Source organism: Amycolatopsis sp. NPDC114478 (assembly GCF_055633805.1).
The window spans coordinates 676,519-697,961 of sequence record NZ_JBVKDO010000002.1 but is presented as its reverse complement, the minus strand read 5'-3'; the positions used below and the strand labels follow the sequence as shown (position 1 = coordinate 697,961).

At 72.0% G+C, this 21,443-nt stretch carries 19 protein-coding genes; 11 read left to right on the top strand and 8 right to left on the bottom strand.

Annotated features, from left to right (window positions below):
* Nucleotides 1-85 precede the first annotated feature (85 nt).
* From ACZ7OH_RS07920 to ACZ7OH_RS07880, 9 genes are all read left to right on the top strand, one after another.
* Nucleotides 86-955 carry an FAD binding domain-containing protein gene (locus tag ACZ7OH_RS07920; protein WP_470280156.1) on the top strand — a complete coding sequence of 290 codons (870 nt, stop codon included), beginning with the start codon at nucleotides 86-88 and terminating at the stop codon, nucleotides 953-955.
* Nucleotides 946-1,416: a (2Fe-2S)-binding protein gene (locus ACZ7OH_RS07915; RefSeq protein ID WP_470280155.1), complete on the top strand. Its 471-nt coding sequence runs from the start codon at nucleotides 946-948 to the stop codon at nucleotides 1,414-1,416. The genes ACZ7OH_RS07920 and ACZ7OH_RS07915 overlap by 10 nt, the downstream gene beginning before the upstream one ends.
* Complete coding sequence (gene pucD / locus ACZ7OH_RS07910; RefSeq protein ID WP_470280154.1) at nucleotides 1,413-3,704, top strand: xanthine dehydrogenase subunit D; 2,292 nt, start codon at nucleotides 1,413-1,415, stop codon at nucleotides 3,702-3,704. Before ACZ7OH_RS07915 ends, pucD begins: the two co-directional genes overlap by 4 nt.
* A 3-nt stretch (nucleotides 3,705-3,707) precedes the next feature.
* Nucleotides 3,708-4,190, top strand: a complete 483-nt coding sequence (locus ACZ7OH_RS07905; RefSeq protein WP_470280153.1) for a nucleoside deaminase — start codon at nucleotides 3,708-3,710, stop codon at nucleotides 4,188-4,190.
* A 124-nt stretch (nucleotides 4,191-4,314) separates the two neighbouring features.
* Nucleotides 4,315-5,766, top strand: coding sequence for an NCS2 family permease (locus ACZ7OH_RS07900; RefSeq protein WP_470280152.1), 1,452 nt, complete (start codon nucleotides 4,315-4,317; stop codon nucleotides 5,764-5,766).
* Nucleotides 5,767-5,776: 10 nt separating this feature from the next.
* The gene (locus ACZ7OH_RS07895; protein ID WP_400906778.1) at nucleotides 5,777-6,154 is read left to right on the top strand and encodes an allophanate hydrolase-related protein; all 378 of its coding nucleotides are present in this window, start codon (nucleotides 5,777-5,779) and stop codon (nucleotides 6,152-6,154) included.
* The gene (locus tag ACZ7OH_RS07890; RefSeq protein ID WP_470280151.1) at nucleotides 6,151-7,284 is read left to right on the top strand and encodes a glycerate kinase; all 1,134 of its coding nucleotides are present in this window, start codon (nucleotides 6,151-6,153) and stop codon (nucleotides 7,282-7,284) included. Before ACZ7OH_RS07895 ends, ACZ7OH_RS07890 begins: the two co-directional genes overlap by 4 nt.
* A gap of 2 nt (nucleotides 7,285-7,286) precedes the next feature.
* A complete protein-coding gene (locus tag ACZ7OH_RS07885; protein ID WP_470280150.1) occupies nucleotides 7,287-7,982 on the top strand; it encodes a TetR/AcrR family transcriptional regulator in 696 nt (231 codons plus the stop codon).
* 296 nt (nucleotides 7,983-8,278) lie between these two features.
* The gene (locus ACZ7OH_RS07880) at nucleotides 8,279-10,501 is read left to right on the top strand and encodes a glycoside hydrolase family 15 protein (RefSeq protein WP_470280149.1); all 2,223 of its coding nucleotides are present in this window, start codon (nucleotides 8,279-8,281) and stop codon (nucleotides 10,499-10,501) included.
* Here ACZ7OH_RS07880 and ACZ7OH_RS07875 read toward each other — a convergent pair.
* The 5 genes from ACZ7OH_RS07875 to ACZ7OH_RS07855 form a co-directional block, all read right to left on the bottom strand.
* The gene (locus ACZ7OH_RS07875) at nucleotides 10,489-11,358 is read right to left on the bottom strand and encodes a hypothetical protein (RefSeq protein ID WP_470280148.1); all 870 of its coding nucleotides are present in this window, start codon (nucleotides 11,356-11,358) and stop codon (nucleotides 10,489-10,491) included. The two genes, ACZ7OH_RS07880 and ACZ7OH_RS07875, sit on opposite strands and share 13 nt — an antisense overlap.
* A complete protein-coding gene (locus ACZ7OH_RS07870; protein WP_470280147.1) occupies nucleotides 11,355-12,680 on the bottom strand; it encodes a hypothetical protein in 1,326 nt (441 codons plus the stop codon). The genes ACZ7OH_RS07875 and ACZ7OH_RS07870 overlap by 4 nt, the downstream gene beginning before the upstream one ends.
* The gene (locus ACZ7OH_RS07865) at nucleotides 12,673-12,978 is read right to left on the bottom strand and encodes a DUF6403 family protein (RefSeq protein WP_470280146.1); all 306 of its coding nucleotides are present in this window, start codon (nucleotides 12,976-12,978) and stop codon (nucleotides 12,673-12,675) included. Before ACZ7OH_RS07865 ends, ACZ7OH_RS07870 begins: the two co-directional genes overlap by 8 nt.
* Nucleotides 12,979-13,073: 95 nt before the next feature.
* A complete protein-coding gene (locus tag ACZ7OH_RS07860; RefSeq protein WP_470280145.1) occupies nucleotides 13,074-13,943 on the bottom strand; it encodes an NAD(+)/NADH kinase in 870 nt (289 codons plus the stop codon).
* The gene (locus tag ACZ7OH_RS07855) at nucleotides 13,940-14,941 is read right to left on the bottom strand and encodes an SPFH domain-containing protein (protein ID WP_470280144.1); all 1,002 of its coding nucleotides are present in this window, start codon (nucleotides 14,939-14,941) and stop codon (nucleotides 13,940-13,942) included. Before ACZ7OH_RS07855 ends, ACZ7OH_RS07860 begins: the two co-directional genes overlap by 4 nt.
* An 83-nt stretch (nucleotides 14,942-15,024) precedes the next feature.
* On the opposite strand from ACZ7OH_RS07855, the gene ACZ7OH_RS07850 reads away from it, so the two are divergent.
* On the top strand, nucleotides 15,025-15,702 hold the full coding sequence (locus ACZ7OH_RS07850) for an NUDIX hydrolase (RefSeq protein WP_470280143.1): 678 nt from the start codon (nucleotides 15,025-15,027) through the stop codon (nucleotides 15,700-15,702).
* 249 nt (nucleotides 15,703-15,951) lie between these two features.
* Here ACZ7OH_RS07850 and ACZ7OH_RS07845 read toward each other — a convergent pair whose 3' ends face one another.
* Nucleotides 15,952-17,088, bottom strand: a complete 1,137-nt coding sequence (locus ACZ7OH_RS07845; RefSeq protein ID WP_470280142.1) for an FAD-dependent monooxygenase — start codon at nucleotides 17,086-17,088, stop codon at nucleotides 15,952-15,954.
* Nucleotides 17,089-17,176: 88 nt separating this feature from the next.
* On the opposite strand from ACZ7OH_RS07845, the gene ACZ7OH_RS07840 reads away from it, so the two are divergent.
* Nucleotides 17,177-17,872, top strand: coding sequence for a TetR family transcriptional regulator (locus tag ACZ7OH_RS07840; RefSeq protein ID WP_470280141.1), 696 nt, complete (start codon nucleotides 17,177-17,179; stop codon nucleotides 17,870-17,872).
* Nucleotides 17,873-17,891: 19 nt separating this feature from the next.
* Here the strand turns inward: ACZ7OH_RS07840 and ACZ7OH_RS07835 are convergent, their stop codons facing one another.
* The gene (locus tag ACZ7OH_RS07835) at nucleotides 17,892-18,485 is read right to left on the bottom strand and encodes a hypothetical protein (protein WP_470280140.1); all 594 of its coding nucleotides are present in this window, start codon (nucleotides 18,483-18,485) and stop codon (nucleotides 17,892-17,894) included.
* Between the two features lie 62 nt (nucleotides 18,486-18,547).
* Nucleotides 18,548-21,394 carry a glycoside hydrolase family 2 TIM barrel-domain containing protein gene (locus ACZ7OH_RS07830; RefSeq protein WP_470280139.1) on the bottom strand — a complete coding sequence of 949 codons (2,847 nt, stop codon included), beginning with the start codon at nucleotides 21,392-21,394 and terminating at the stop codon, nucleotides 18,548-18,550.
* Nucleotides 21,395-21,443 lie beyond the last annotated feature (49 nt).

The window sequence follows — 21,443 nt, the reverse complement described above, 5'->3', positions numbered from 1 at the left end:
CCGTCTTTCAGGGGTTTTGCCGTGGTCCCGGCCACACCCGAGCGTGTGTACTTCTTCACGAAGCACCCCCGAAAGGACGTCCACAGTGGAATTCCTCCGACCCGCCTCGCTGGCCGACGCGCTCGCCGCGCGTGCCGCGAACCCCGGTGCGGTCCCGATCGCCGGCGGCACGGACGTGATGGTCGAGCTCAACTTCGACCACCGCCGCCCCGGCGCCCTGCTCGACCTCGGCCGCGTCGCCGAGCTCCACGAGCACGGCACCGACGGCGGCCGGATCCGGATCGGCGCGGCCGTGCCGTACGCCCGGATCATCGCCGAGCTGGGCACGCGGCTGCCCGGCCTCGCGATGGCCGCGCGGACCGTCGGGTCCCCCCAGATCCGCAACCGCGGTTCCGTGGGCGGCAATCTGGGCGCAGCTTCGCCCGCGGGCGATTCCCACCCGGCGTTGCTGGCGGCCGACGCCGAGGTCGAGATCGCGTCGGTACGCGGCACGCGGATCGTCGCCGCGAAGGACTTCTACGTCGGGGTCAAGCGCAATGTCCTCGAGCCGGACGAGCTGATCACCGGCGTCCTGCTCGCCCCGGCTACCGGGCCGCAGCAGTTCAGCAAGATCGGCACCCGCAACGCCATGGTCATCGCCGTCGCCGCATTCGGCTTGGCGCTGCACCCGGAGGAACGACGCGTCGGCACGGGCGTCGGCTCGGCCGCGCCCACCCCGCGGCGGGCGATCGAAGCCGAGGAGTTCCTGGCCGGCGAGCTGGACTGGGACGCCCCGAAGGCGCTGAACGACTCGGTCAAGCGCCGCTTCGGCGACCTGGTCGCCGGGGCCGCGTCGCCGATCGACGACGTCCGGGGGAGCGCGGCCTACCGGCGCCATGCCCTGGGGGTCATGGCGAGAAGGACGCTGACCTGGGCCTGGGGCGAATACTGCGAAGGGAGCGCGAAGTGCGCGTGAACGTCACCGTCAACGGCGAGCACCGCCGGGCGGACAACGTCTGGGAAGGCGAAAGCCTGCTCTACGTGCTGCGCGAGCGGCTCGGCCTGCCGGGCTCGAAGAACGCTTGTGAGCAGGGCGAATGCGGGTCGTGCACGGTCTACCTCGACGGCGTCCCGGCGTGTGCGTGCCTGGTCGCGGCCGGGCAGGCCGAGGGCCGCGAGGTCGTCACCGTCGAGGGGCTGGCCGACGGGGACGCCCTGGACCCGGTGCAGGAGTCGTTCGTCGAGCGCGGCGCCGTCCAGTGCGGGTTCTGCACGCCCGGCCTGCTGGTCGCGGCGCACGACCTGATCGAGCGCGTCCCGGACCCCAGCGACGTCGAGATCCGCGAGGCCCTCGCGGGGAACCTCTGCCGCTGCACGGGCTACGAGAAGATCCTCGACGCCGTCCGGGACGCCGCTGCGAAGAAGGCCGTCCGATGAGCGCGCCGGCCCGCTCCCCGCAGGAGCTGCACGACACGATCGCCGGCGGCATCGGCGAGAGCCCGCTGCGCCCGGACGGCACGCTCAAGGTCCGCGGCGAGTTCGCGTACTCCTCGGACCTGTGGCACGAGGACATGCTGTGGGGCGCCACGCTGCGCAGCCCGCACCCGCACGCCCGGATCGTCCGCCTCGACGTCTCCCGCGCGCTCGCCCAGCCGGGCGTGCACGCGGTCCTCACTCACGAAAACGTGCCCGGCGAGAACGTCTACGGCCTCAAGTACCAGGACACCCCGGCGCTGGCCGCCGACCTGGTCCGCTACCAGGGCGAGCCGATCGCCATCCTCGCGGCGGACCATCCGGAGATCGCGCGGCAGGCGCTCAAGGAGATCGTCGTCGAGTACGACGTCCTCGAGCCGATCACCGACCCCGAGCGGGCCGCGCACGACGACACCCTGCCGAAGCTGCACCCGGGCGGGAACCTGGTCCGCCACCAGCGGATCGTCAAGGGCGACCCGGCGGCCACCGCGGACGTCGTCGTGTCCGGCGTCTACGAGATCGGCATGCAGGACCAGGCGTTCCTCGGCCCGGAGTCCGGGCTGGCGGTGCCGGCCGAGGACGGCGGCGTCGACCTCTACCTGGCCACCCAGTGGCTGCACGTCGACCAGCGCCAGACGGCGAAAGCGCTCGGCCTGCCGCTGGAGAAGGTGCGGCTGACGCTGTCCGGCGTCGGGGGCGCGTTCGGCGGCCGCGAGGACCTGTCCATGCAGATCCACTCGTGCATGCTCGCCCTGCGCACCGGCCGGCCGGTGAAGATGAGCTACAACCGCTTGGAGTCGTTCTTCGGGCACGTCCACCGGCACCCGGCGAAGATGTACTACGAGCACGGCGCCACCCGCGACGGGAAGCTCGTCTACGTCCGGGCGAAGATGTACTTCGACGGCGGCGCGTACGCGTCGAAGACCCCGGTCGTGGTCGGCAACGGCACCACGCTCAGCGTCGGTCCGTACGACGTGCCGAACGCGCACATCGAAGGCTGGGGCGTCTACACGAACAACCCGACCTGCGGCGCGATGCGCGGTCTGGGCGCGGTCCAGCCGACGTACGCCTACGAGTCCCAAATGGACAAGCTCGCGTCCGCTTTGGACATGGACCCGGCGGAACTGCGGATCCGCAACGCGCTGAGCGAGGGGTCCACTGTGGTCACCGGCCAGGTGGTCGACTTCCCGGCGCCCGTGGCCGAGCTGGTCCAGCGCGTCCGCGACCTGCCGCTGCCGCCCGAGCCCACCGGCGAACGCGACATCCGCGAGCTGCCCGGCGGCGCGTCCAACACCACCCATGGCGAAGGCGTCGTCCGCGGGATCGGCTACGGCGTCACGATCAAGAACATCTCCTACGCCGAGGGCCTCGACGACTACTCGACCGCCCGCGTCCGCCTGGAGGTGCTCGGCGGCGAAGCGGTGGCGATGGTGCACACCGCCGCGGCCGAGGTCGGCCAGGGCCTGGTCACCCTGCAGCAGCAGATCGCCCGCACCGAACTGGGCCTGACGCGGGTGAGCGTGCACCCGGCCGACACGAGCGTCGGCGACGCCGGCTCCAGCTCGGCGTCGCGCCAGACCTACGTCACCGGCGGCGCGGTCCGCAACGCCTGCCGAGCGGTCGCCGAGGCGGTCTACGCCCGGCTCGGGGTGCCCGCCGAGGGCATGTCCCTGACCGGCGGGAAGGTCGTCGCGGCCGACGGCGAAGTCGTCGCGGACCTGGCCGAGCTGCTCGGCGGCACCGCGATCGAGGAGACCCGCGAGTTCCACCACCGGCCGACCTACCCGCTTGACCCGGAGACCGGCCAGGGCGACGCCCACGTGCAGTACGGCTTCTCGGCGCACCGCGCGGTCGTCGACGTCGACCTGGACCTCGGCCTGGTCAAGGTCGTGCAGCTGGACTGCGCCCAGGACGTCGGCAAGGCGATGAACCCCGACGCCGTCGTCGCCCAGATCCAGGGCGGCTCGGCGCAGGGCCTCGGCCTCGCCGTGATGGAGGAAATCCTGGTCAAGGACGGCAAGGTGCGGAACCCGTCGTTCACCGACTACCTCATCCCGACCATCCTCGACATGCCCCCGATGCGCGTCGACGTCCTCGAACGCCCCGACCCGCACGCCCCCTACGGCGTCCGCGGCGTCGGCGAACCACCCACGATCTCCGCGACGCCGGCGATCGCCAACGCCATCCGCGCGGCCACCGGCCTCGAGCTGCCGCGCGTCCCCATCCGCCCCGAGCACATCACCGGAGTCTGACCCATGACCACGTCGCTTTCCGTCGAGACCGAATGGCTCGACGAAGCCGTCCGCATCGCGGAGACCAACGTCGCGAACGGCGGCGGCCCGTTCGGCGCGCTGATCGTCAAGGACGGCGAGATCGTCGCGACCGGCGTCAACCGCGTCACCGCGAACCTCGACCCGACCGCGCACGCCGAGGTCGTCGCGATCCGCACGGCCTGCCAGGCACTCGGCACGTTCAAACTGGACGGCTGCGTACTCGTCTCCAGCTGCGAGCCGTGCCCGATGTGCCTGTCGTCGGCCCTCTGGGCGCGCGTCGACAAGGTCCTCTTCGCCGCCGACCGCGACGACGCGGCCAAGGCCGGCTTCGACGACCGCGCCTTCTACGAACTCTTCGACCGTCCGCGCGAAACGTGGACGGTCCCCGTCACCCGACTGTCCGCAAAGGACGGTTTCGCCCCGTTCGCGGCTTGGCTCGACAAGAGCGACCGCACCGACTACTGACCCGCCGACCTCTGACCCACAAGGCCAGCTGACCGGAGCACAACCGAATCGAACGTCCCGCTCGCCCAGGCACGGCGCTGTGCCTAGGCCTGGCCGAGCACACCCACCGGCAAGGGCAGGACGCATGACCCAGGTAGAAATCCCCGAACGCGAGATCGGCGAAGTACCCGAACCACCCCAGCACCGATCGCTGCTCGACAAGCTGTTCGAGCTGCGCGCGCGGCAGAGCACGATCGGCCGCGAAGTCCGCGGCGGCGTCACGACGTTCGTCGCGATGGCCTACATCGTGCTGCTCAACCCCCTCATCCTCGGCGCTTCCGCCGACATCACCGGCGCCCGGCTCTCCGCCGCGCAGGTGACCACCGCGACCGCGCTGGCCGCCGCCGTGATGACCGTCCTCATGGGACTCGTCGGCAACGCGCCCCTCGCGCTGGCCGCCGGCCTCGGCATCAACGGGATCGTCGCCTTCCAGATGGCGCCGTCGATGACGTGGGCGCAGGCGTTCGGGCTGGTCGTGCTCGAAGGCGTGTGCATCGTGCTGATGGCCGTAAGCGGCGTCCGCGAGCGGATCATGAACGCCATCCCGCGGCCGCTCAAGATGGCGATCACCGTCGGGATCGGGCTCTACATCGCCCTGGTCGGTCTGGTCAGCGCCGGGTTCGTGACCCGGATGCCGGACGCGGCGCAGACCACGGTCCCGGTCCGCCTCGGGGCGAGCGGGCACCTGCACGGCTGGCCGATCGTCGTGTTCTGCTTCGGCCTGCTGCTGATGATCGTGCTGATGGCCCGCAAGGTCCCGGGCGCGGTGCTGATCAGCATCGGGGTGGCCACCGTGCTCGCGGTCGTGCTGCACGAGGCGTTCGGCGTCGGCGGCTGGGGCCTCACCACCCCGGCCCTGCCCGACCACGTCGTCGCCGCACCGGACTTCGGGCTCTTCGGCCACATCGACCTGTTCGGCGGCTTCGCCTCGGCGGGCGCGCTCGCGGCCACGGTCTTCCTGTTCACGCTGGTGCTGTCCGGGTTCTTCGACGCGATGGGCACGATCACGAGCGTCTCCGACGAAGCCGGGCTGTCGAAGAACGGCAAGGTCCCGCGGATGGGCCGGATCCTGCTGGTCGACGGCGCGGGCGCGATCGCGGGCGGGGTCGCCGGCTCGTCGCCGAACACGGTGTTCCTCGAGTCCGCCGCGGGCGTCGGCGAAGGCGCCCGGACGGGTCTCGCGAGCGTCGTCACCGGCCTGCTGTTCGCCGGGACGCTGCTGTTCACCCCGCTCGCCGGGGTCGTCCCGGCCCAGGCTGCGGCGCCCGCGCTGGTCGTCATCGGCGGCATGATGGTCGCCCAGTGCCGCAACATCCCGTGGAACGACCCGGACTACACGATCCCGGTCTTCCTGACCGCGGCGCTGATCCCGTTCACCTACTCGATCACCAACGGCGTCGGCGCGGGCCTGATCGCGTTCGTGCTGATCAAGATCGGCCGCGGCAAGTGGCGCGAGGCCGGCTGGCTGCTTTCGTTCCTGGCGCTGGTGTTCGCGGTGTACTTCGCCGTCGACGGCGTCGAAGCCCTCTTCCGCTAAGGAGATCCCCGTGGCCTTGATGTTCTTCAACGGCGGCGCCATGCGCGGTGAGCCGCTGCACCACCTGCTGGCCGGAGCGCCTTTCGTGACCGAGGCGAAGACCGCGCCGAAGTACCGGTTCTACGCCGTCGGCGACCAGTGCCCGGCGCTGTACCCGGTGTCGCACGGCGGTGCCGAGGTGACCGGCGAGGTGTACGACGTCTCGCTGGACGACCTGCGGGACAAGGTGCTGCCGTCCGAGCCGCACGAGCTGGAGCTGGGGGTGGTGGAGCTGGCGGACGGCAGTTCGGCGTTCGCGATGCTGCTGCGGCGGCCATACACCTCGCACGTCGCCCTGCGGGACATCACCGAGGTCGGCGACTGGCGGGCGTACAAGGCGAGCGCGTGAAGGTTCTCATCGCGCCGGACAAGTTCAAGGGGTCGCTGACCGCGGCCGAGGTGGCGTCGGCGGTGGCTTCGGGCCTCGCCGACGTCCACCCCGGCGTCGAGGTGCAGGAGCTTCCGGTGGCGGACGGCGGCGACGGCACGGTCGATGCCGCCGTCGCCGCCGGCTTCCGCCGGGTGCGCGTCCCGGCACGAGGTCCGATCGGGGCGCTGGTGACGGCGTCCTACGCGCTCCGCGGGGACACAGCGGTGGTGGAACTGGCCGAGGCGTCAGGGCTGCACCGGCTGCCCGGCGCCTCGGCCCCGCTCACGGCGACGAGCGCGGGCACGGGCGACGTCATCGCGGCGGCGATGCGGGCGGGGTGCCGCCACATCGTGCTCGGGGTGGGCGGAAGCGCGTGCACCGACGGCGGCGCGGGCATGCTGACGGCGCTGGGCGCCCGGCTCCTCGACGGCGCAGGCCGGGAGCTTCCCTTCGGCGGCGCGGCGCTCTCGGAACTCGCGTCGCTGGACGTATCCGGTCTGTCCGAAGTGGACATCGAGCTGGCGAGCGATGTCGACAACCCGCTCTACGGCCCGAGCGGGGCGGCGTTCGTCTACGGGCCACAGAAAGGAGCGTCGCCTGAGGACGTCGAGACGCTGGACGCGGCGTTGCGACATTGGGCATCGGTCGTCGGCCCGGAGTTCGCTTCCCGTCCGGGCGCGGGAGCGGCCGGGGGAGTGGGGTTCGCGGCGATGGCGGTTCTGGGCGCCCGGATGAGGCCGGGCATCGAGCTGCTGCTGGACTTGCTCGGGTTCGACGCGGCCCTGTCCGGCGCGTCCCTGGTCATCACCGGCGAAGGATCCCTGGACGGCCAGACGCTGTCCGGCAAGGCCCCGGCAGGGGTGGCCCGGGCAGCGGCGGCGAAGAGCATCCCGTGCATCGCGGTGTCCGGCCGGTGCCAGTTGTCCCCGGCAGAGCTGGCGAAAGCGGGCATCACGGCGGCGTACGCACTGACGGACGTCGAACCGGACCCGGCGCGCTGCATGGCGGAGGCGGTACCGATGCTGCGCCGCCTGGCCCACCGCATCGCGGTGGACCACCTGAACCCTCGACGAAGAACGACCGCTACTAACGATTTGTTACCATCGTAACCATGGCAACGAAGACGGCGGTCGACACCCGGGAACGCATCCTCGAAGCGGCGGCGGCCCTGCTGGCGGCCGAGGGACGCGACGGTCTGTCGACGCGAGCGGTGAGCGCGGCGGCGGGCGTCCAGCCCCCGGCGTTGTACCGCCTCTTCGGAGACAAGGACGGCCTGCTGGACGCGGTGGCGGCATACGGGTTCGACGAGTACCTGACGAGCAAGAAGGCGTTGGGCACAACGGGCGACGCGGTCGAGGACCTCCGCCGCGGCTGGGACTTGCACATCGAGTTCGGGTTGTCCCGCCCAGAGTTCTACGTACTGATGTACGGCGACGCCCGCCCAGGCCGCACGTCACCGGCAGCACGCGAGGCAGAGGCAATGCTGCGAAGCATCGTCGAGCGAGTGGCGGCAGCAGGCAGGCTGAGGGTGAGCGTCGAGCGAGCGGCACGACTGGTACACGCAACAGGAATGGGCGTAGTGCTGTCGTTGATCGCGACCCGAGAGGAAGAACGCGACCCAGAGCTGTCAGAGACGGCCCGCGAGACGGTGTTGACGAGGATCCTCACGGGCAGTGAGGAGCCGTCAGGCTCAAAGCTGCCCGAGAGAGCGATAGCGCTCCAAGCGGGCCTGGAAGGCGCGACAGCGCTGACAGAGGCAGAGCGTGTGCTGATGCGAGAGTGGCTGAACCGCATAGCCAACGCATAAAGCGACGGTCCCCAGCAATCACAACCCAACGACAACCCAGACCCCCCACGGCAACCCCGATCCGAAGCCAGAACACGGCCGGCAGCGCCGGGTCAAGGCATCTTTCCCGCCTTGACGCGGTGTTGCCGGCCGTAGTCACAATCGCGGCTTCGGGGTTGGCGAAGAACAAGCCGTGAGCACAAACCCACCCGAGGGCTGTATCGATAAAGTCCCATCGGACATTGCTTGTCACCGCCCAGAGGCCCAATATGTTGCCGCCCACAACATATCCACGACAACGCCGTCGGAGGCCCCGAATGATCAGGTGGAAAGCCGCCCTGGCCTGCGCAGGAGCAGCAATCCTGCTAACCGGAGCACTCCCGGCACCAGCCGGGGCCGCAGGAACGGCAACCGACTGCTGCGGCGGCGGAGCCTCTTGGGCCACCGGCAACAAGTCCGCCCTGGGGACATCGACCACAACGGCAAGCCCAGTCTGGTTCACCGTCGCGAACGGAGTCACGTCGGAGGTCTTCTACCCCCGAGCCGACGTCCCGAACATGCAGGACATGCAGTACGTGATCACCGACGGCACCACGTTCGTGGACCTCGAGCGAGACGCGACGAACCACGTCGTGACCATGCCCGACGAGAAGGCCCTCCAGTACACGGTCACGAACACGGCCAAGAGCGGCAAGTACCGGATAACGACGGACTACGCAACGGACCCGGCCCGAGCCACCCTGGTCACGAACACCCGCTTCCAATCCCTGGACGGCGGAACCTACCGCCTCTACCTCCTGGCCAACCCATCGATGGCCGGCGGCGGAGCTAACGACAACGCCTGGTGGGACGGCACCGGCCTGGTAGCCAGCGGAACCGAGACACTGTTCGGCGGCACGGCGACAACGGTCGTCCAAGCCCTGCGCGTCTCGACCGGTTTCGCCGCACACGACAACGGCTACACGGGCGCGGCCAGCGACTGCCTCGTCGACCTACGCGCCGACAAAACCCTGAACAACCAGTTCGACAACATCTCCGGCACCGGCAACGTAGTCCAATGTGGACAGATTCCGGTCGGCACGGACACGACGTTCACGGTCGCACTGGGCTACGGCGACACCACAGCAGCGGCGACATCCAACGCAAGCGGCTCACTGGGCACCGGGTTCACCGCCCTCTCGAGCTCCTACCGCAGCGGCTGGAACTCCTACGTGGGCGGTCTGAAACCTGCACCGGCCAGCGTCTCCGGCGACACGCAACGCCGCCGCGCCTACTACGTCGCGGCAATGGCACTCAAGACCGCCGAGGACAAGCAGCACCCCGGCGCGAGCGTCGCGGGCTTGGCGACCCCGTGGGGCGACTACACGAACGGCGACCACCTCAACGACGGCTACCACCGCGTCTGGGGCCGTGACCTCTACCAGCAGGCAACCGGCCTCCTTGCCGCCGGCGACAGCGCGCAGGCCAAGCGCATGGCCCAGTTCCTCTGGAGTTCCCAGTGGATCGGCAGCCCCACGGCCGGCGACGGCACGACGTACCCGGCGGGGTCGTTCCCGCGCTACAGCCCGGTTTCCGGGGTGAGCGGCGCCAGCGCCCAGCAGCTCGGCTGCTGCGAACAGCTCGACCAGGACGCCGACGCGATCCTGCTCGCCTGGCTGACCGGCCTCACCGACGCCTCGACGTACGCCAAGGTCAAGACGACGGCGAACCACATCGTCTCGACCGGCCCGGACACCACCGAGCGGTGGGAGGAGCAGTACGGCAAGTCGCCGTCGTCGGTGGCCGCCGAGATCGCCGGCCTGATCGCGGCGGGCGCCATCGCGCGCGCCAACGGCGACACCGCGAGCGCGACGACGTGGGAGTCGACCGCGGACTCCTGGCGCAACTCCCTGGCCGGCTGGACGGTCACGACGTCCGGCTACTGGGGCGGCCACACCTACTACGAACGCCTCGACCGCTCCGGAAACCCCAACGACGGCGCGACGATCTGCTTCGACGAAGGCTGCTTCTACGAGCACGACGTCACCGACTTCGGGTTCCTCGACCTCGTCCGGCTCGGCATCCGCCCGGCGAACGACCCGACGATCGCGAACTCGGTCGCCCCCACGGCGGCCGCGTCCGACGGCAACTCGCCGGTGCAGGTGACCTTGCCCAACGGCGACGTCTACTTCCACCGCTACCCGCACGACAACTACGGCGAGAGCACGTCGGCCTGCACCGGCTGGCCCGCGGGCGGAAGCCAGCGGTTCGGGCGGCTCTGGCCGGTGCTGTCGGGGGAGCGGGGGCAGTACGAGCTCGCCAACGGCCGCTCGGCCGCGGTCTACCTGAAGTCCATGGCGGACTCGGCCAACGACGGGTACTTCGTGCCCGAGCAGGTCTGGGACCGCGCGGACGTCGGTTGCTTCGGCCTGGGCCGCCCGACCGGCAGCGCGGGTCCGCTGATGTGGGCCGAGGGCCAGTACCTGCGGCTCGCGCAGAGCATGGACGCGGGCTACAACCTCGACACGCCGTCGATCGTGAAGTCCCGTTATCCCTTCTGAGTGCTCAGCTTCCGGGCCCGGGTCAGCAGCTTCTCGACCCGGGCCCGCAGCTGCGGGGTGTCCTCGCCGAGGTCCGGCAGCAGCTTGGTGTAGTCCGTCACGAGACTCCGGTACCCCTGGGCGAACTTGCTCCGGCCCTTCTGCCGGGCGTACCGCTGGTCCAGGTCGATGATCCGCTGGGCCAGCACGGCCGCGGCCGCCGCCAGCTCGGTCCGCTCGTCGCCTTCGGTCTCGCGGCGTTCCTTCCGCGCCACCGCGACCCGGCCGGCCCGGCGCGCGGCGAAGTAGAGCCCCGACGACCCCAGGAGCACGGCCGCGACCGCGGCCGTGGCGATCAGGTACCGCGGCAGCGAGGGGCTGACCGTCCGGCCGCCGTCCGGGATCGCCCCGGTCCGCACCAGCAGGTCGTAGTTGACGACCATCACCTTGAGCGCGTCCACCGGCCGGGCGGCGAAGCCGTCGATGCCGGTGCCGATCATCGACTCCGCGACGAACGCCTTGCCGAAGTTCTCGTCGCCCACGCCGGGCAACCGGGAACAGCTGTACTTCTTGTAGTCGTTACCGTCACGGCTGAGCATCACGGCGAGGGTGCCGTCGACCGCGCTGCCCAGGCTGTCGCACGCGTCGCTCAGGTCCGCGCCCGGTTCGAAGAAGCCCACGACCAGCCGCCGGTTGCCGATCACGCGTTCCGCGGCCGGCTGGTCGAGCGTGATCCCGGGCGCGACGTACACCGACGCGGACCGCAGCTGCCGGGCCACGGGTGAGTCGAAGACCCCCGCCGACCACACGGCCCAGCCCGCCAGTACCAGGCAGCCGAGCACCGCGACCCCGAACGCGGAGCCGAAGAACCGCTTCACGTGAGCCTCCCGCGCAGGTATTCGGCCGGCCGGTACTCCGGGCGGCGCAGCAGATCGGCCGTGGTGCCGAGCTCCGCCTCGGCCGCGTCGAGCAAGCCGTGGACGTGGTGGTCGGGCAGCTTCCCGGTGAACGCCTCCCTGGCCGCCGTCAGCTGCGTGATCCCGCGGGTCAGGGCCGCGGCCGAAGGGCCGTCGGTGAGCCCCGAGACCTCGACGGCGAGCGCGGTCAGGCCGGCCAGGCGGGTCGGCACGCCGGCCCCGGTGGGACGGTCCGGCCGGACCAGCCGGCGGGCCGAGAGCACGAGGAACCCGACCGCGCAGGCGGCGAACAGCCACGGCAGCACGGGCAGGGCGACCCGCAGCGGGTCGAACGGGGTGTAGGGGAGCGGGCGGTCGAACAGCCCGGCGTAGCGGATGGCCGTGACGCGGTCGAGCCACGCGCCCAGGACGTTGCGCTGCGGGTAGGCGTAGGTGCTGAGGCGGTCGGCGAACTGGCCGTAGAAGCTGGCCGTCGCGACGTCGGAGAAGTCGGCGGCGAACGGGCCGTCGTATTCCACCCACTGGCCGTACATCGCCACGATGGGCCGGCCGGGGAACTCCTTCGCCAGCGCCGGTCCGAAGTGGACGAGCGGCTGCCCGGCCGGCTGCTGCGGGAGAGCCACGTACAGCGGCTGCGCGCCGGGGAACGCGGCGGTGGTGGCGGGTGCGTCCTTGAGCGTCGCGCCCGGAGCGATGAACCGGCCGGTGCCGCGCAGCGCCGTGGTGGCGGCAGTCAGTTCGGCGGCGGTCGGGTCTCGGCGGGCGAGAGCGGGCTGGTCCGGGGCGTCCGGCTGGTGGTTGAGGTGTGCGGCCAGGGTGGTCAGCGACTCCGTGACGTCGCCGGTGGCGAACTCGTGCATCCACTCGGACGCGCGGTCGGGCGAGGCCTGCAGCCCCGCGCCGGTGACCTCGGTGCCGATCACCTGGATGGTCGCGTCCTCGACCTTCTTCACCCGGTCGCGCGCGTCCTTGGGGAGCCCGGGCGGGGCCACGATCACACGGACCCCCGCCTTGCCGGCCGCGGCCCGCACGGCCTGGTCGTCCCAGGTCGCGATCGCGCCCGGCAGCCGGACCACGGGGGAGGCCTTGACCATCGCCGTGAGCTGCTCGGCCGAGGGGACGGTCGCGCCGCTCAGCTCGCCCGCCGAGCCCTCCGGGATCGGATCCGCGGCCGCGGGCGCCTGGCCGTAGCTGACGTCGGTGCTCTGCTTCTGCACCAAGAGGAACGTCACCAGCACGGCGACGGCCACGGCCAGCAGAGCCCAGCGAATCCGGTCAACCACGGGCGGCCGCCCGCCAGAGCGCGTCGGCGCGGCGCGCGTGGTCCTCGGCCGACCGGGCCGCTCGCTCGCCGCCGTGGCCGGCCGCGATGATCTCCGCCCGGGTCAGCAGCTGCTCGGCTTCGAGCAGGGGAGCGGCGGCCGCGTCCCGGCTCACGGCCGCGCTGTCGATCGCGGCGCGCGCGGCCGACCAGGCGGTCCGCCGGCGCAGATCCCGGTCGCGCCACCAGGGCACGGCGACGACCCCGAACCCGGCGGCGGCGATCACCACCGCGCCGAGTACCCACACAAGCCACGTCATCCGGCCACCTTCGCACTTCGATCTTCGGCGAGGAGGTCATTCTGGCGGCCGATGCCCGGCCATGTGACAACGTTGCCGCATTGTGTCCCGGTCGCTCACCGGACCAACCGGACGGTCTTCGCAGCCGGGACGAACGTCGCCGTCTGGCCGCGCGTGAGCGCGACGCTGTCCGTCTCGAGGCCGTCGCCGAACGCGACCAGGCGGTCGGATTCGACCTCGACCGTCAGCGGCGCCCGCGTCAGCTCCCCTTCGGTGCACGTGGTCCCGGTCGTCGGCGACGGCCAGGCCTCGCGCACGAACCAGACGAGCCGGGCCTCGCCGGGCGCGGGCAACCGCAGCGCGCTCCCGCGTTCGCGCCACACCGAGCCGCACCAGCCGGTGGCGCCGGTGCCCGTCCCGACGAGGATCCCCGACGACGCTTGGCGTTCCGCCGGCCCGCCACCGACTCCCAGCCGGTAGCGGGCCGTCTGGTGCCCGGCGTGCCCCAGGTAGATCTCGTTGAGCGCGAGCAGCCGCTGCCCGTCGTCGGCGGTGAGCTCGGCCATCGTCCGGTGCTCGACGTCGCCGGTGGCCCGCACCAGGTCCGCGACCGCGGCCGGTGGGTGCCGCACGAGCACCCCGGGCGTGCCCGGCGCGATCCCCACCACCGGCTGGCCGTCGAGGTACTTGGCGACGTTCGCGACGAGCCCGTCTTGGCCGACCACGACGACGACGTCCTCCGGGGTGAACAGGAACCGGTCGAGGTCCGCCCGTTCGACCTCGCCGCGGCGCCAGTCGAGCGGGATCGCCGCCGACGCCGCGGCGAGCGCCGCGCGCACGGCGGCGTCCGCCTCGGTCACCTCGGCCAGGTCCCGCCCGCGCGTGCGCAGGAAGAACTCGGCCTGGCCGCGCGTGCCGTGCCGGGCGAGCAGCTCGGCCAGCTCGGTGCGCCGGTGCACCAGCACGACGCGCGAGGCGAGGCTCACGACCGCACGCCCAGCTTCGTCAGCAGCGGCGCGAGCAGGTCCGGGGTGACCGTCAGGCTGTCGATCTGCGGCAGGTTTCCGGCGAGTTCCTTGAGTGCCAGTCCGGTCAGGACGCCCTCGGGCAGGTCGCGGTACGCGGCCAGCCGGGCGGCTTCCCCGGCCGCCTCCGCCTCGCCGAGCGCGCGCTTGCCTTCGGCTTCCACGAGCGTCAGGCGTTCCTTGCGCGAGGCCTGCGCCTCGGTCTCGATCCGGCTCGCCGCCGCGGCCTCTTCGGCCTGGCGGCGGGCGTTGGCGCCGCGCTGGGCCACCAGCTGCTCCTCGCGCCGGGCCAGCTCGATCTGGTTCTGCAGCTCGTTTTCCCCGATCGCGCGTTCGCGTTCGACGGCCAGCGCGCGCCGCTCGAAGGTCGCCCGGTCGGCCTCCTGCTGGACCTTCTCCCGCGCGGTCGTCTGCAGGGCCTTCTCGACCTCCGGCTCGGCCCGGATGGCGACGACGCGGACGTCGACGACGGCCGAGCCGGTCTGCGCGAGGCGGGTGTCCTCCTCGGCGAGCCCGGCGCGGATCCGGTCGCGGACCGCGCTCACGCCGTCGACCAGGGCGGTCGCCAGGTCGGTGCGGGTCAGCACCTCCACGGCGTACTGCTGGACGTTCTCGGTGAGCAGCCCGCTGATCTGGGCGAGGGGATCGCTTCTCCAGCGGCCGGTGTCCGGGTCGATGGAGAAGTCGATGCGCTGCGCGGCCAAGGCCGGGTCCTCGATCCGGAACGTCAGCGCGAGCTGCACGGTGACGTCCTGGAAGTCGGCCGTGCGGGCGTGGAACAGCAGCGGCAGCTCGCGGTCGTCGACGGGGACCTCCGAGACGACCGCCGTCAGCGGCCGGTACCAGAACGACAGCCCGACGCCGTCGTGCGCGAGCTTGCCGCGGCGGTAGTGGCGGATGTGCACGGTGGGTGCGCCACGCAGGTGCCGGAACCCGAAGCGGCGGTCGATGTCGGCCATGAGCCCTCCTCTTATCGTCGAGGTGACGATATGCGGACGGCGGTCTAATCGTCAAGCTGACGATTAGAAGGTAGGGTGGTGGCATGGGTCACCCGCCGTTCGCCGTCACCGTCGACCTCGTCGTGCTCACCCTGACCGGGGACGAGCTGTGCGCCCTGGTCGTGCGCCGGGGAGTCGAGCCGTACCGGGGGGAGTGGGCGCTGCCCGGCGGGTTCGTCCGCGAGGACGAGGACCTCTCGGACGCGGCGCGCCGGGAACTGGCGGAGGAGACCGGGCTGGCGCCGGGGACCGTCCACATCGAACAGCTCGCCGGCTACGGCGCCCCGGACCGCGACCCGCGGATGCGCGTGGTCACCGTCGCCTACCTGGCGCTGGCGCCGGACCTGCCGACGCCGAGCGCGGGCACGGACGCCGCGGAAGCGCGCTGGACGCCGGTGCGGACGCTGACCCGCGAGCACCTGGCGTTCGACCACGACCGGATCCTGGCGGACGGCGTGGAGCGCGCCCGGGCGAAACTGGAGTATTCGCCGCTGGCGACGGCGTTCTGCGCGCCGGAGTTCACGGTCGCGGAGCTGCGGCGGGTGTACGAGCTGGTCTGGGACACGCGGCTGGACCCGCGCAACTTCCACCGCAAGGTAACCGGCGCGGAGGGCCTGCTGGAACCGACCGGCCGCACGACCACCCGCGACGGCGGCCGCCCCGCCCAGCTGTACCGGCGCGGGAAGGCGGAACTGCTGTACCCGCCGATGTTGCGAGCGTGACGCTCAGGCCGCGCGGCCGCACGTCCGGCGGCCGCGCGGCCGCAACGCACTCGGCGGCTGCGCTCCCGACCTCGCGGGTCCGTGCAGCTACGCGGCACGCGTGGGGGCCAGCCGTCGCGCGGCCACGACACACTCGGCGTCCGTGCCCCGGACCTCGCCGGTCCGTGCAGCTAGGCGGCGCGGGCCGTCGCGCGGGCCACAACGCACTCGGCGCCCGCGCCCCCGGACCTCGCGGGCCCGTGCAGGCAGCTACGCGGCGCGGGTGGGCGCGAGCCGTCGCGCGGCCGAGACCAGTGGCAGCAAGCGCGTGCCGAAGTTGCGGACTGCCAGGCCGCCGCGGGTGGCCGGGATCAGCAGCGCCGCCGCCGTGGACACGTTGCGCTGCTTGGGTTCCACCAGCTTCCGGTGGGCCGCCTCGTACCGGCGGAACGCCGCGGCCGCGTCACCCGGCGTGCGGCCCAGCTCCTCCGCCAGCGTGTACGCGCCGGCCATCGCCAGCGTCGATCCGTCGCCGAACAGGGACACACACGACGCCGCGTCCCCGGCCAGCGCGATCCGTCCGGACGCCCAACCGGCCATCCGCACCCGGCTCACCGAGTCCAGGTAGAGGTCGTCGGCCTCGCGTACGCGCTCCAGCAGCTCCGGCACGCGCCAGCCCGCACCCTCGTACGCCTCGGCGAGCATTCGCTTGTGCAGCACCGTGTCCCGGTGGTCGAACCCCGGGACGGCGGCGCCGCGGAACATGAACGCGACGATCCCGTGGCCGCGCGACGGGTGCACGGCCACCGCCCGGCCCGGCGAGTTGTACATCACCAGCTCGGTGCGGTCGGCGGGCGGCTCAGCCAGCGGCATCGTCGCGATGTAGACGCCCATGTGCTCGACGAACGCGTGCTCCGGCCCGAACGCCAGCCGCCGCACGCCCGAGTGCAGGCCGTCGGCGCCGATCGCCAGGTCGAACCGCCGGGGAGCGCCGCGCTCGAACGTCACGTCGACGCCGCCGTCGTCTTGGCGCAGTTCGGTGATCGAATCGTGGAAGACGATCTCGGCGTCCTCGCGCGCGGCTTCGTGCAGGATCGCCGCGAGGTCGGTGCGCGGCAGCTCGATGCCGCCGTCGCCGCCCATCGTGACGCGGCCGGTCCGGCGCCCGGCGTCGTCGACGAACTTCAGCGACGTCACGGCGGTGCTCGCCTCGCGCAGCTTCCCGGTGATGCCCATCCGGTCGGCGACGCGCGCGGCCGGCCCGCGCACGTCGACCGGGCTGCCGCTCGAGCGCAGCCCGGCGGCACGCTCGACGACGGTCGGCCGGAAGCCGGCGCGGGCCAGCCAGTACGCCAGCGTCGGCCCGGCGACGCCCGCGCCGGAAATCAGTACAGTCTGCTCGGCCATGGTGAAACCCCCATCGAAGTCCTGACCATCGGTCAGTCACGACCGTACGCTCCTGTCCAACGGTCAGGCAAGCCGCTAGGCTCGGGCGATGACCGACGACACCCGCGCCCGGATCCTGCGGGCCGCGCTCGAGGAGTTCTCCGAGCGCGGCTTCCACGCGGTGTCGGTCCGGGAGCTGGCCGAACGCGTCGGCGTCACCAAGACCGCGGTGCTGTACCACTTCCTGGGCAAGGCGGACATCGTGACGGCGCTGGCTGAGCCGCTCCTCGACGACCTCGACGCCGCCATGACGAAGGCCGCGGCCGCCGCCGACCCGCGCGCCGCGGCGATCGAGGGGCTGCTCGGCGTGTGGCTGAGCCACCGCTACCTGCTCCGGATGAACCTGCGCGACCTCGGGCTCACCGCGTCGAAGCCGGTGTTCGACCGCTTCCGCGACGGCATGCTCAAGGCGAACCACCTGGTCGCGGGCCCGGACGCGGACCTGGCGGGCCGGGTCCGCGCGGCGCAGGCGATCGCGATGCTCAGCGACCCGGTGGTGCTGTTCGCCGACGCCCCGGTGGACGAGCTGCGCGCCGCGGTCCTCGACGGTGTCGACCGGTTGTACGCGGCTTCGGAACCCGAGCCCAGACCACGTACCCGCCGCGGCCGGCCACCGGTGATGAGCCCGGAGACGATCGAGGCGGCCCGCCGGCTCTACGACGCCGGCCACGCCCCGGCCGACATCGCGACGGCGCTGGGCGTGTCCCGCGCCACGGTCTACCGCCACTTGCCCGGCGTCGAATAATGAGACGCATTAATGAGACTTATTGAGACGCGACTTCGATCTCCGGCAACGCCGCCAGCTGGGCGGACGTCAGCTTCGACGCCGCCGCGAACACCTTCTGCTGGTGTTCCTTGATGCGCTCGTCCACCTGTCGGCTCAGCTCGAAGGTCAGCCGCCCGGTCTGCTTCACCGTGACCTCGTCCACCAGCGGCCGCGGGGACGACGTGATGACCACGCCCGAAGCCTCGCCGGTCGAGGATTGTGAGACGCCGACCGAGTAGGCCTCGCGGGGGTTGACCGGCCCGTCGATCGAGAAGTCGCGGATCCGGCCCAGCAGCGCGTGCCACTCGGCGACCTCGCCCGGCACGCCGGTGGCCTTGACGTCGTCGACCGTCAGGTGCAGGCCGCGGTCGCCGGTGCGGAAGCAGCGGGCGTAGCAGTTGAGCGCGGACACCCACAGCGCCTCGACGAGCACCGCGTCGACGCGCGGGCGGGCCAACTCGGCCACCAGCCGTTCGCAGCACTCGAGGGTGAACTGCAGGTCGTCGAAGAGCGCGACGAGATCGGCGAGGCCCAGCGCGCCCGGGGTGCTGAGCTGCCGGGCGCTCGTGGGGGTCGTCGTGGAAGGGGTCATCCGGGACGCTCCTGTCGGCGGTTGGACCTCAACGAGACCGCATCCGGGCGCGTACCGGGGTCTCAATTTGCGACACCACCCGCCACGGGCCGGAAGGACAGGGTGAACGACGTCTTCCGCGGCATGAGCCGGTACTCCGGCAGCACGCCGGGGCCGCAGGCCGCCGTCCCGAGGCCGTGGTGGGCCGCGTCCAGCGTCACGTGCACCAGCGAACCCGACTCCAGCTCGTCGGTGTGCCGCGCCGCTTCCAGGGCCGCCGAGGTCCAGCGGCGGGCCGTGAAGTCGAACGTCGGGTCGCCGTCGATGCGCAGGCCCGTTCCGTCCGGGTTCGTCAGGCGGGCCCAGCGCACGTCCGTCCGGTTGCCGTTCTCCTGCGGGTAGACGTACGGCGTCTGGAGGCCGTCGACGCTGCTCGAAAACCGCCCGATCCGTGCCGCCTGGCGGCTGTCCGGGTACGCCTCGCCGGGGCCACGCCCGAACCATTCGGCCGAGCCGAACGTGCCCGGGACCGCCATCGCCAGGCCGAGCCGGGGGAGCGTGCCCGGGAGCTCGCCGTCGGGGGTCACGTCGACCCGCAGCCGCAGGCCGCCGTCGAAGGCCGTCCACGTGTAGTCCGCGAACAGGCCGAACGGCTGCGCCGGCGGGGCGACGCGGGTGCGTACCAGCAGCTCGTCGCCGTCGGCGTCCACCGCGATCACCCGGTGCTGCATCCGGTGCAGGCCCGCCGCCAGCCACTGCGACGCCTCGGACGGCCCCGGCGACGAACCGCGGTCGTTGTCCGTCGTGGCGCGCCAGACGTCCAGCCGCGGCCCCCGCACCGGGTGGCCGCCGAGCGTGGTCAGTGTGCCCGTCGCCGGGTCGAACTCGGCGGACCCGAGGATGAGCCCGCCGGACGTGCGGAACACCGGACCCCGCGGCGACGGCAGAGCACGGGCCGGTGCGGGCGAAACCGGCAGCTGGCCCCACCCGACGACGTGCCCGGCAGGCGCCCAGGCCGTCCCGGACGTCAACGAAGCCGAGACCGTCAACCACGACTCGCCGCTCGTGACCGGCAACGACGGCAGCGGAACCGACACACTCTGTCCGGATCGGACGGTCGGTACGTCGAGAACGCCTTGATCGACAGCGATTCCTTCCTCCTCGAGTACCCAGGTGAACCTCAGGTGCCCGGTGTCCGCGAAGTCGTAGTGGTTCGAAACCCGGATACCGGATGAATCCGCGTCGATCCGGACCGGCTCGATGATCTTCGCGAACTCCGTCAGCCCCGGCGACGGCGTGCGGTCCGGGAAGAGCAGGCCGTCGATGACGAAGTTGCCGTCGTGGAGGAGCTCACCGAAGTCGCCGCCGTAGGCGAAGTGGCCCGGCGCGGCCAAGCCGTGGTCGATCCATTCCCAGACGAACCCGCCCTGGCAGTTCGGGTACCGCTCGAACAGCTCGCGGTACTCCAGCAGGCCGCCCGGCCCGTTGCCCATCGCGTGCGCGTACTCGCAGAGGATGAACGGCAGGTCGCGGCGACGCTCGTTGTCGTCGTCGCGGCGGCCGATCCGCTCCACTTCGGACGGTGTCGCGTACATGCGGCTGTGGACGTCCACATAGGAGCAGTCGTGGTCGCCTTCGTAGTGCACCGGACGGCTCGGGTCGCGCTCGCGCACCCACGCCGCCATCCGCGCGAGGTTGTCGCCGGTGTGGCTTTCGTTGCCCAGCGACCAGAGGATCACGCTGGGCCGGTTCTTGTCCCGCTCGACCGTACGGCGCATCCGGTCGAGGTAGGCGTCCGTCCACATCGGCTCGGAGCTCGGGTTGCGGTCCCACCCGAGCGGCCCGAAGCCGTGCGTCTCCAGGTCACATTCATCGATGACCCACAGGCCGTACTCGTCGCACAGCTCGAGGAATACGGGATCCGGCGGATAGTGGCTGGTCCGGACGGCGTTGACGTGGTGCCGCTTCATCAGCAGGACGTCGGCGAGCGCGGTCTCCCGCGACACGACGCGCCCGGTCCGCGGGTCGTGCTCGTGCCGGTTGACCCCGCGCAGCAGGATGCGTCGCCCGTTGACCTTGAGCTGCCCGTCCTCGATGGACACCGTGCGGAACCCGATCCGGACGGGCACGCGTTCGGCCACAGTGGACAGCGTGCCCTCGTACAACCTCGGCGTCTCGGCGCTCCACGGCTCGACGGGCAGCTCCAGGGCCTCTCCGGCCGGGTGCCCGGCGACACCCAGCGACGGGATGTCCAGCACGGCGTCCGGGCCGGTCTCGACCCGGACCGTGCCCAGCCCGGTCGTGTGGTCGTAGCCGGCATGGATCCAGTGGTCGCCGATGCCGCCGTCCGGCCGGGCCAGCAGCGTCACCGCCCGGAAGATCCCGGACAGCCACCACATGTCCTGGTCTTCGAGGTAGCTGCCGGCCGACCACTGGTGCACGCGCACGACGAGGACGTTGCCGCGCGGCTTCAGCAGCGGCCCGACCGCGAACTCCGCCGGCAGCCGGCTGCCCTTCGTGACGCCGAGCTCGGTGCCGTTGAGCCAGATCCGGCCGCACGAGTCGATCCCGTCGAAGCGCAGCAGCGCCGGCCCGGACGGCCAGCCGGCGGGCAGGTCGAACCGCAGCCGGTGGTCGCCGGTCGGGTTCTCCGACGGCACGTGCGGCGGGTCGACCGGGAACGGGTAGTGCACGTTCGTGTAGGCGGGCTTGCCGTGCCCGTGCAGCTGCCACAGCGACGGCACCGGCAGCTCGTCCCACGCGGAGTCGTCGAACCCGGGATCGGCGACGTCCGGGGGAGCGGCGGTGAGGCTCGGCGACAGGCGGAACCGCCAGGTGCCGGCCAACGACAGCGACGGCGCGTCGGAGCCGAAGGCCGCGCGCGGGGCCACCGAACCGTAGCCCGGGCCCGGGTCTTCGACGTACCCCATGACACCTCCCGTGAGCGTTCCCGTGAACGTTCACGGGCGCAGCCGCAGT

Bases quoted from the DNA above. Each gene is read 5' to 3' on its own strand.
- ACZ7OH_RS07835 (WP_470280140.1), bottom strand. From the start codon at position 18,485: ATGACCCCTTCCACGACGACCCCCACGAGCGCCCGGCAGCTCAGCACC.
- ACZ7OH_RS07855 (WP_470280144.1), bottom strand. From the start codon at position 14,941: ATGGCCGACATCGACCGCCGCTTCGGGTTCCGGCACCTGCGTGGCGCA.
- ACZ7OH_RS07885 (WP_470280150.1), top strand. From the start codon at position 7,287: ATGGCAACGAAGACGGCGGTCGACACCCGGGAACGCATCCTCGAAGCG.
- ACZ7OH_RS07845 (WP_470280142.1), bottom strand. From the start codon at position 17,088: ATGGCCGAGCAGACTGTACTGATTTCCGGCGCGGGCGTCGCCGGGCCG.
- ACZ7OH_RS07905 (WP_470280153.1), top strand. From the start codon at position 3,708: ATGACCACGTCGCTTTCCGTCGAGACCGAATGGCTCGACGAAGCCGTC.
- ACZ7OH_RS07850 (WP_470280143.1), top strand. From the start codon at position 15,025: ATGGGTCACCCGCCGTTCGCCGTCACCGTCGACCTCGTCGTGCTCACC.
- ACZ7OH_RS07840 (WP_470280141.1), top strand. From the start codon at position 17,177: ATGACCGACGACACCCGCGCCCGGATCCTGCGGGCCGCGCTCGAGGAG.
- ACZ7OH_RS07880 (WP_470280149.1), top strand. From the start codon at position 8,279: ATGATCAGGTGGAAAGCCGCCCTGGCCTGCGCAGGAGCAGCAATCCTG.
- ACZ7OH_RS07900 (WP_470280152.1), top strand. From the start codon at position 4,315: ATGACCCAGGTAGAAATCCCCGAACGCGAGATCGGCGAAGTACCCGAA.
- pucD (WP_470280154.1), top strand. From the start codon at position 1,413: ATGAGCGCGCCGGCCCGCTCCCCGCAGGAGCTGCACGACACGATCGCC.
- ACZ7OH_RS07865 (WP_470280146.1), bottom strand. From the start codon at position 12,978: ATGACGTGGCTTGTGTGGGTACTCGGCGCGGTGGTGATCGCCGCCGCC.
- ACZ7OH_RS07830 (WP_470280139.1), bottom strand. From the start codon at position 21,394: ATGGGGTACGTCGAAGACCCGGGCCCGGGCTACGGTTCGGTGGCCCCG.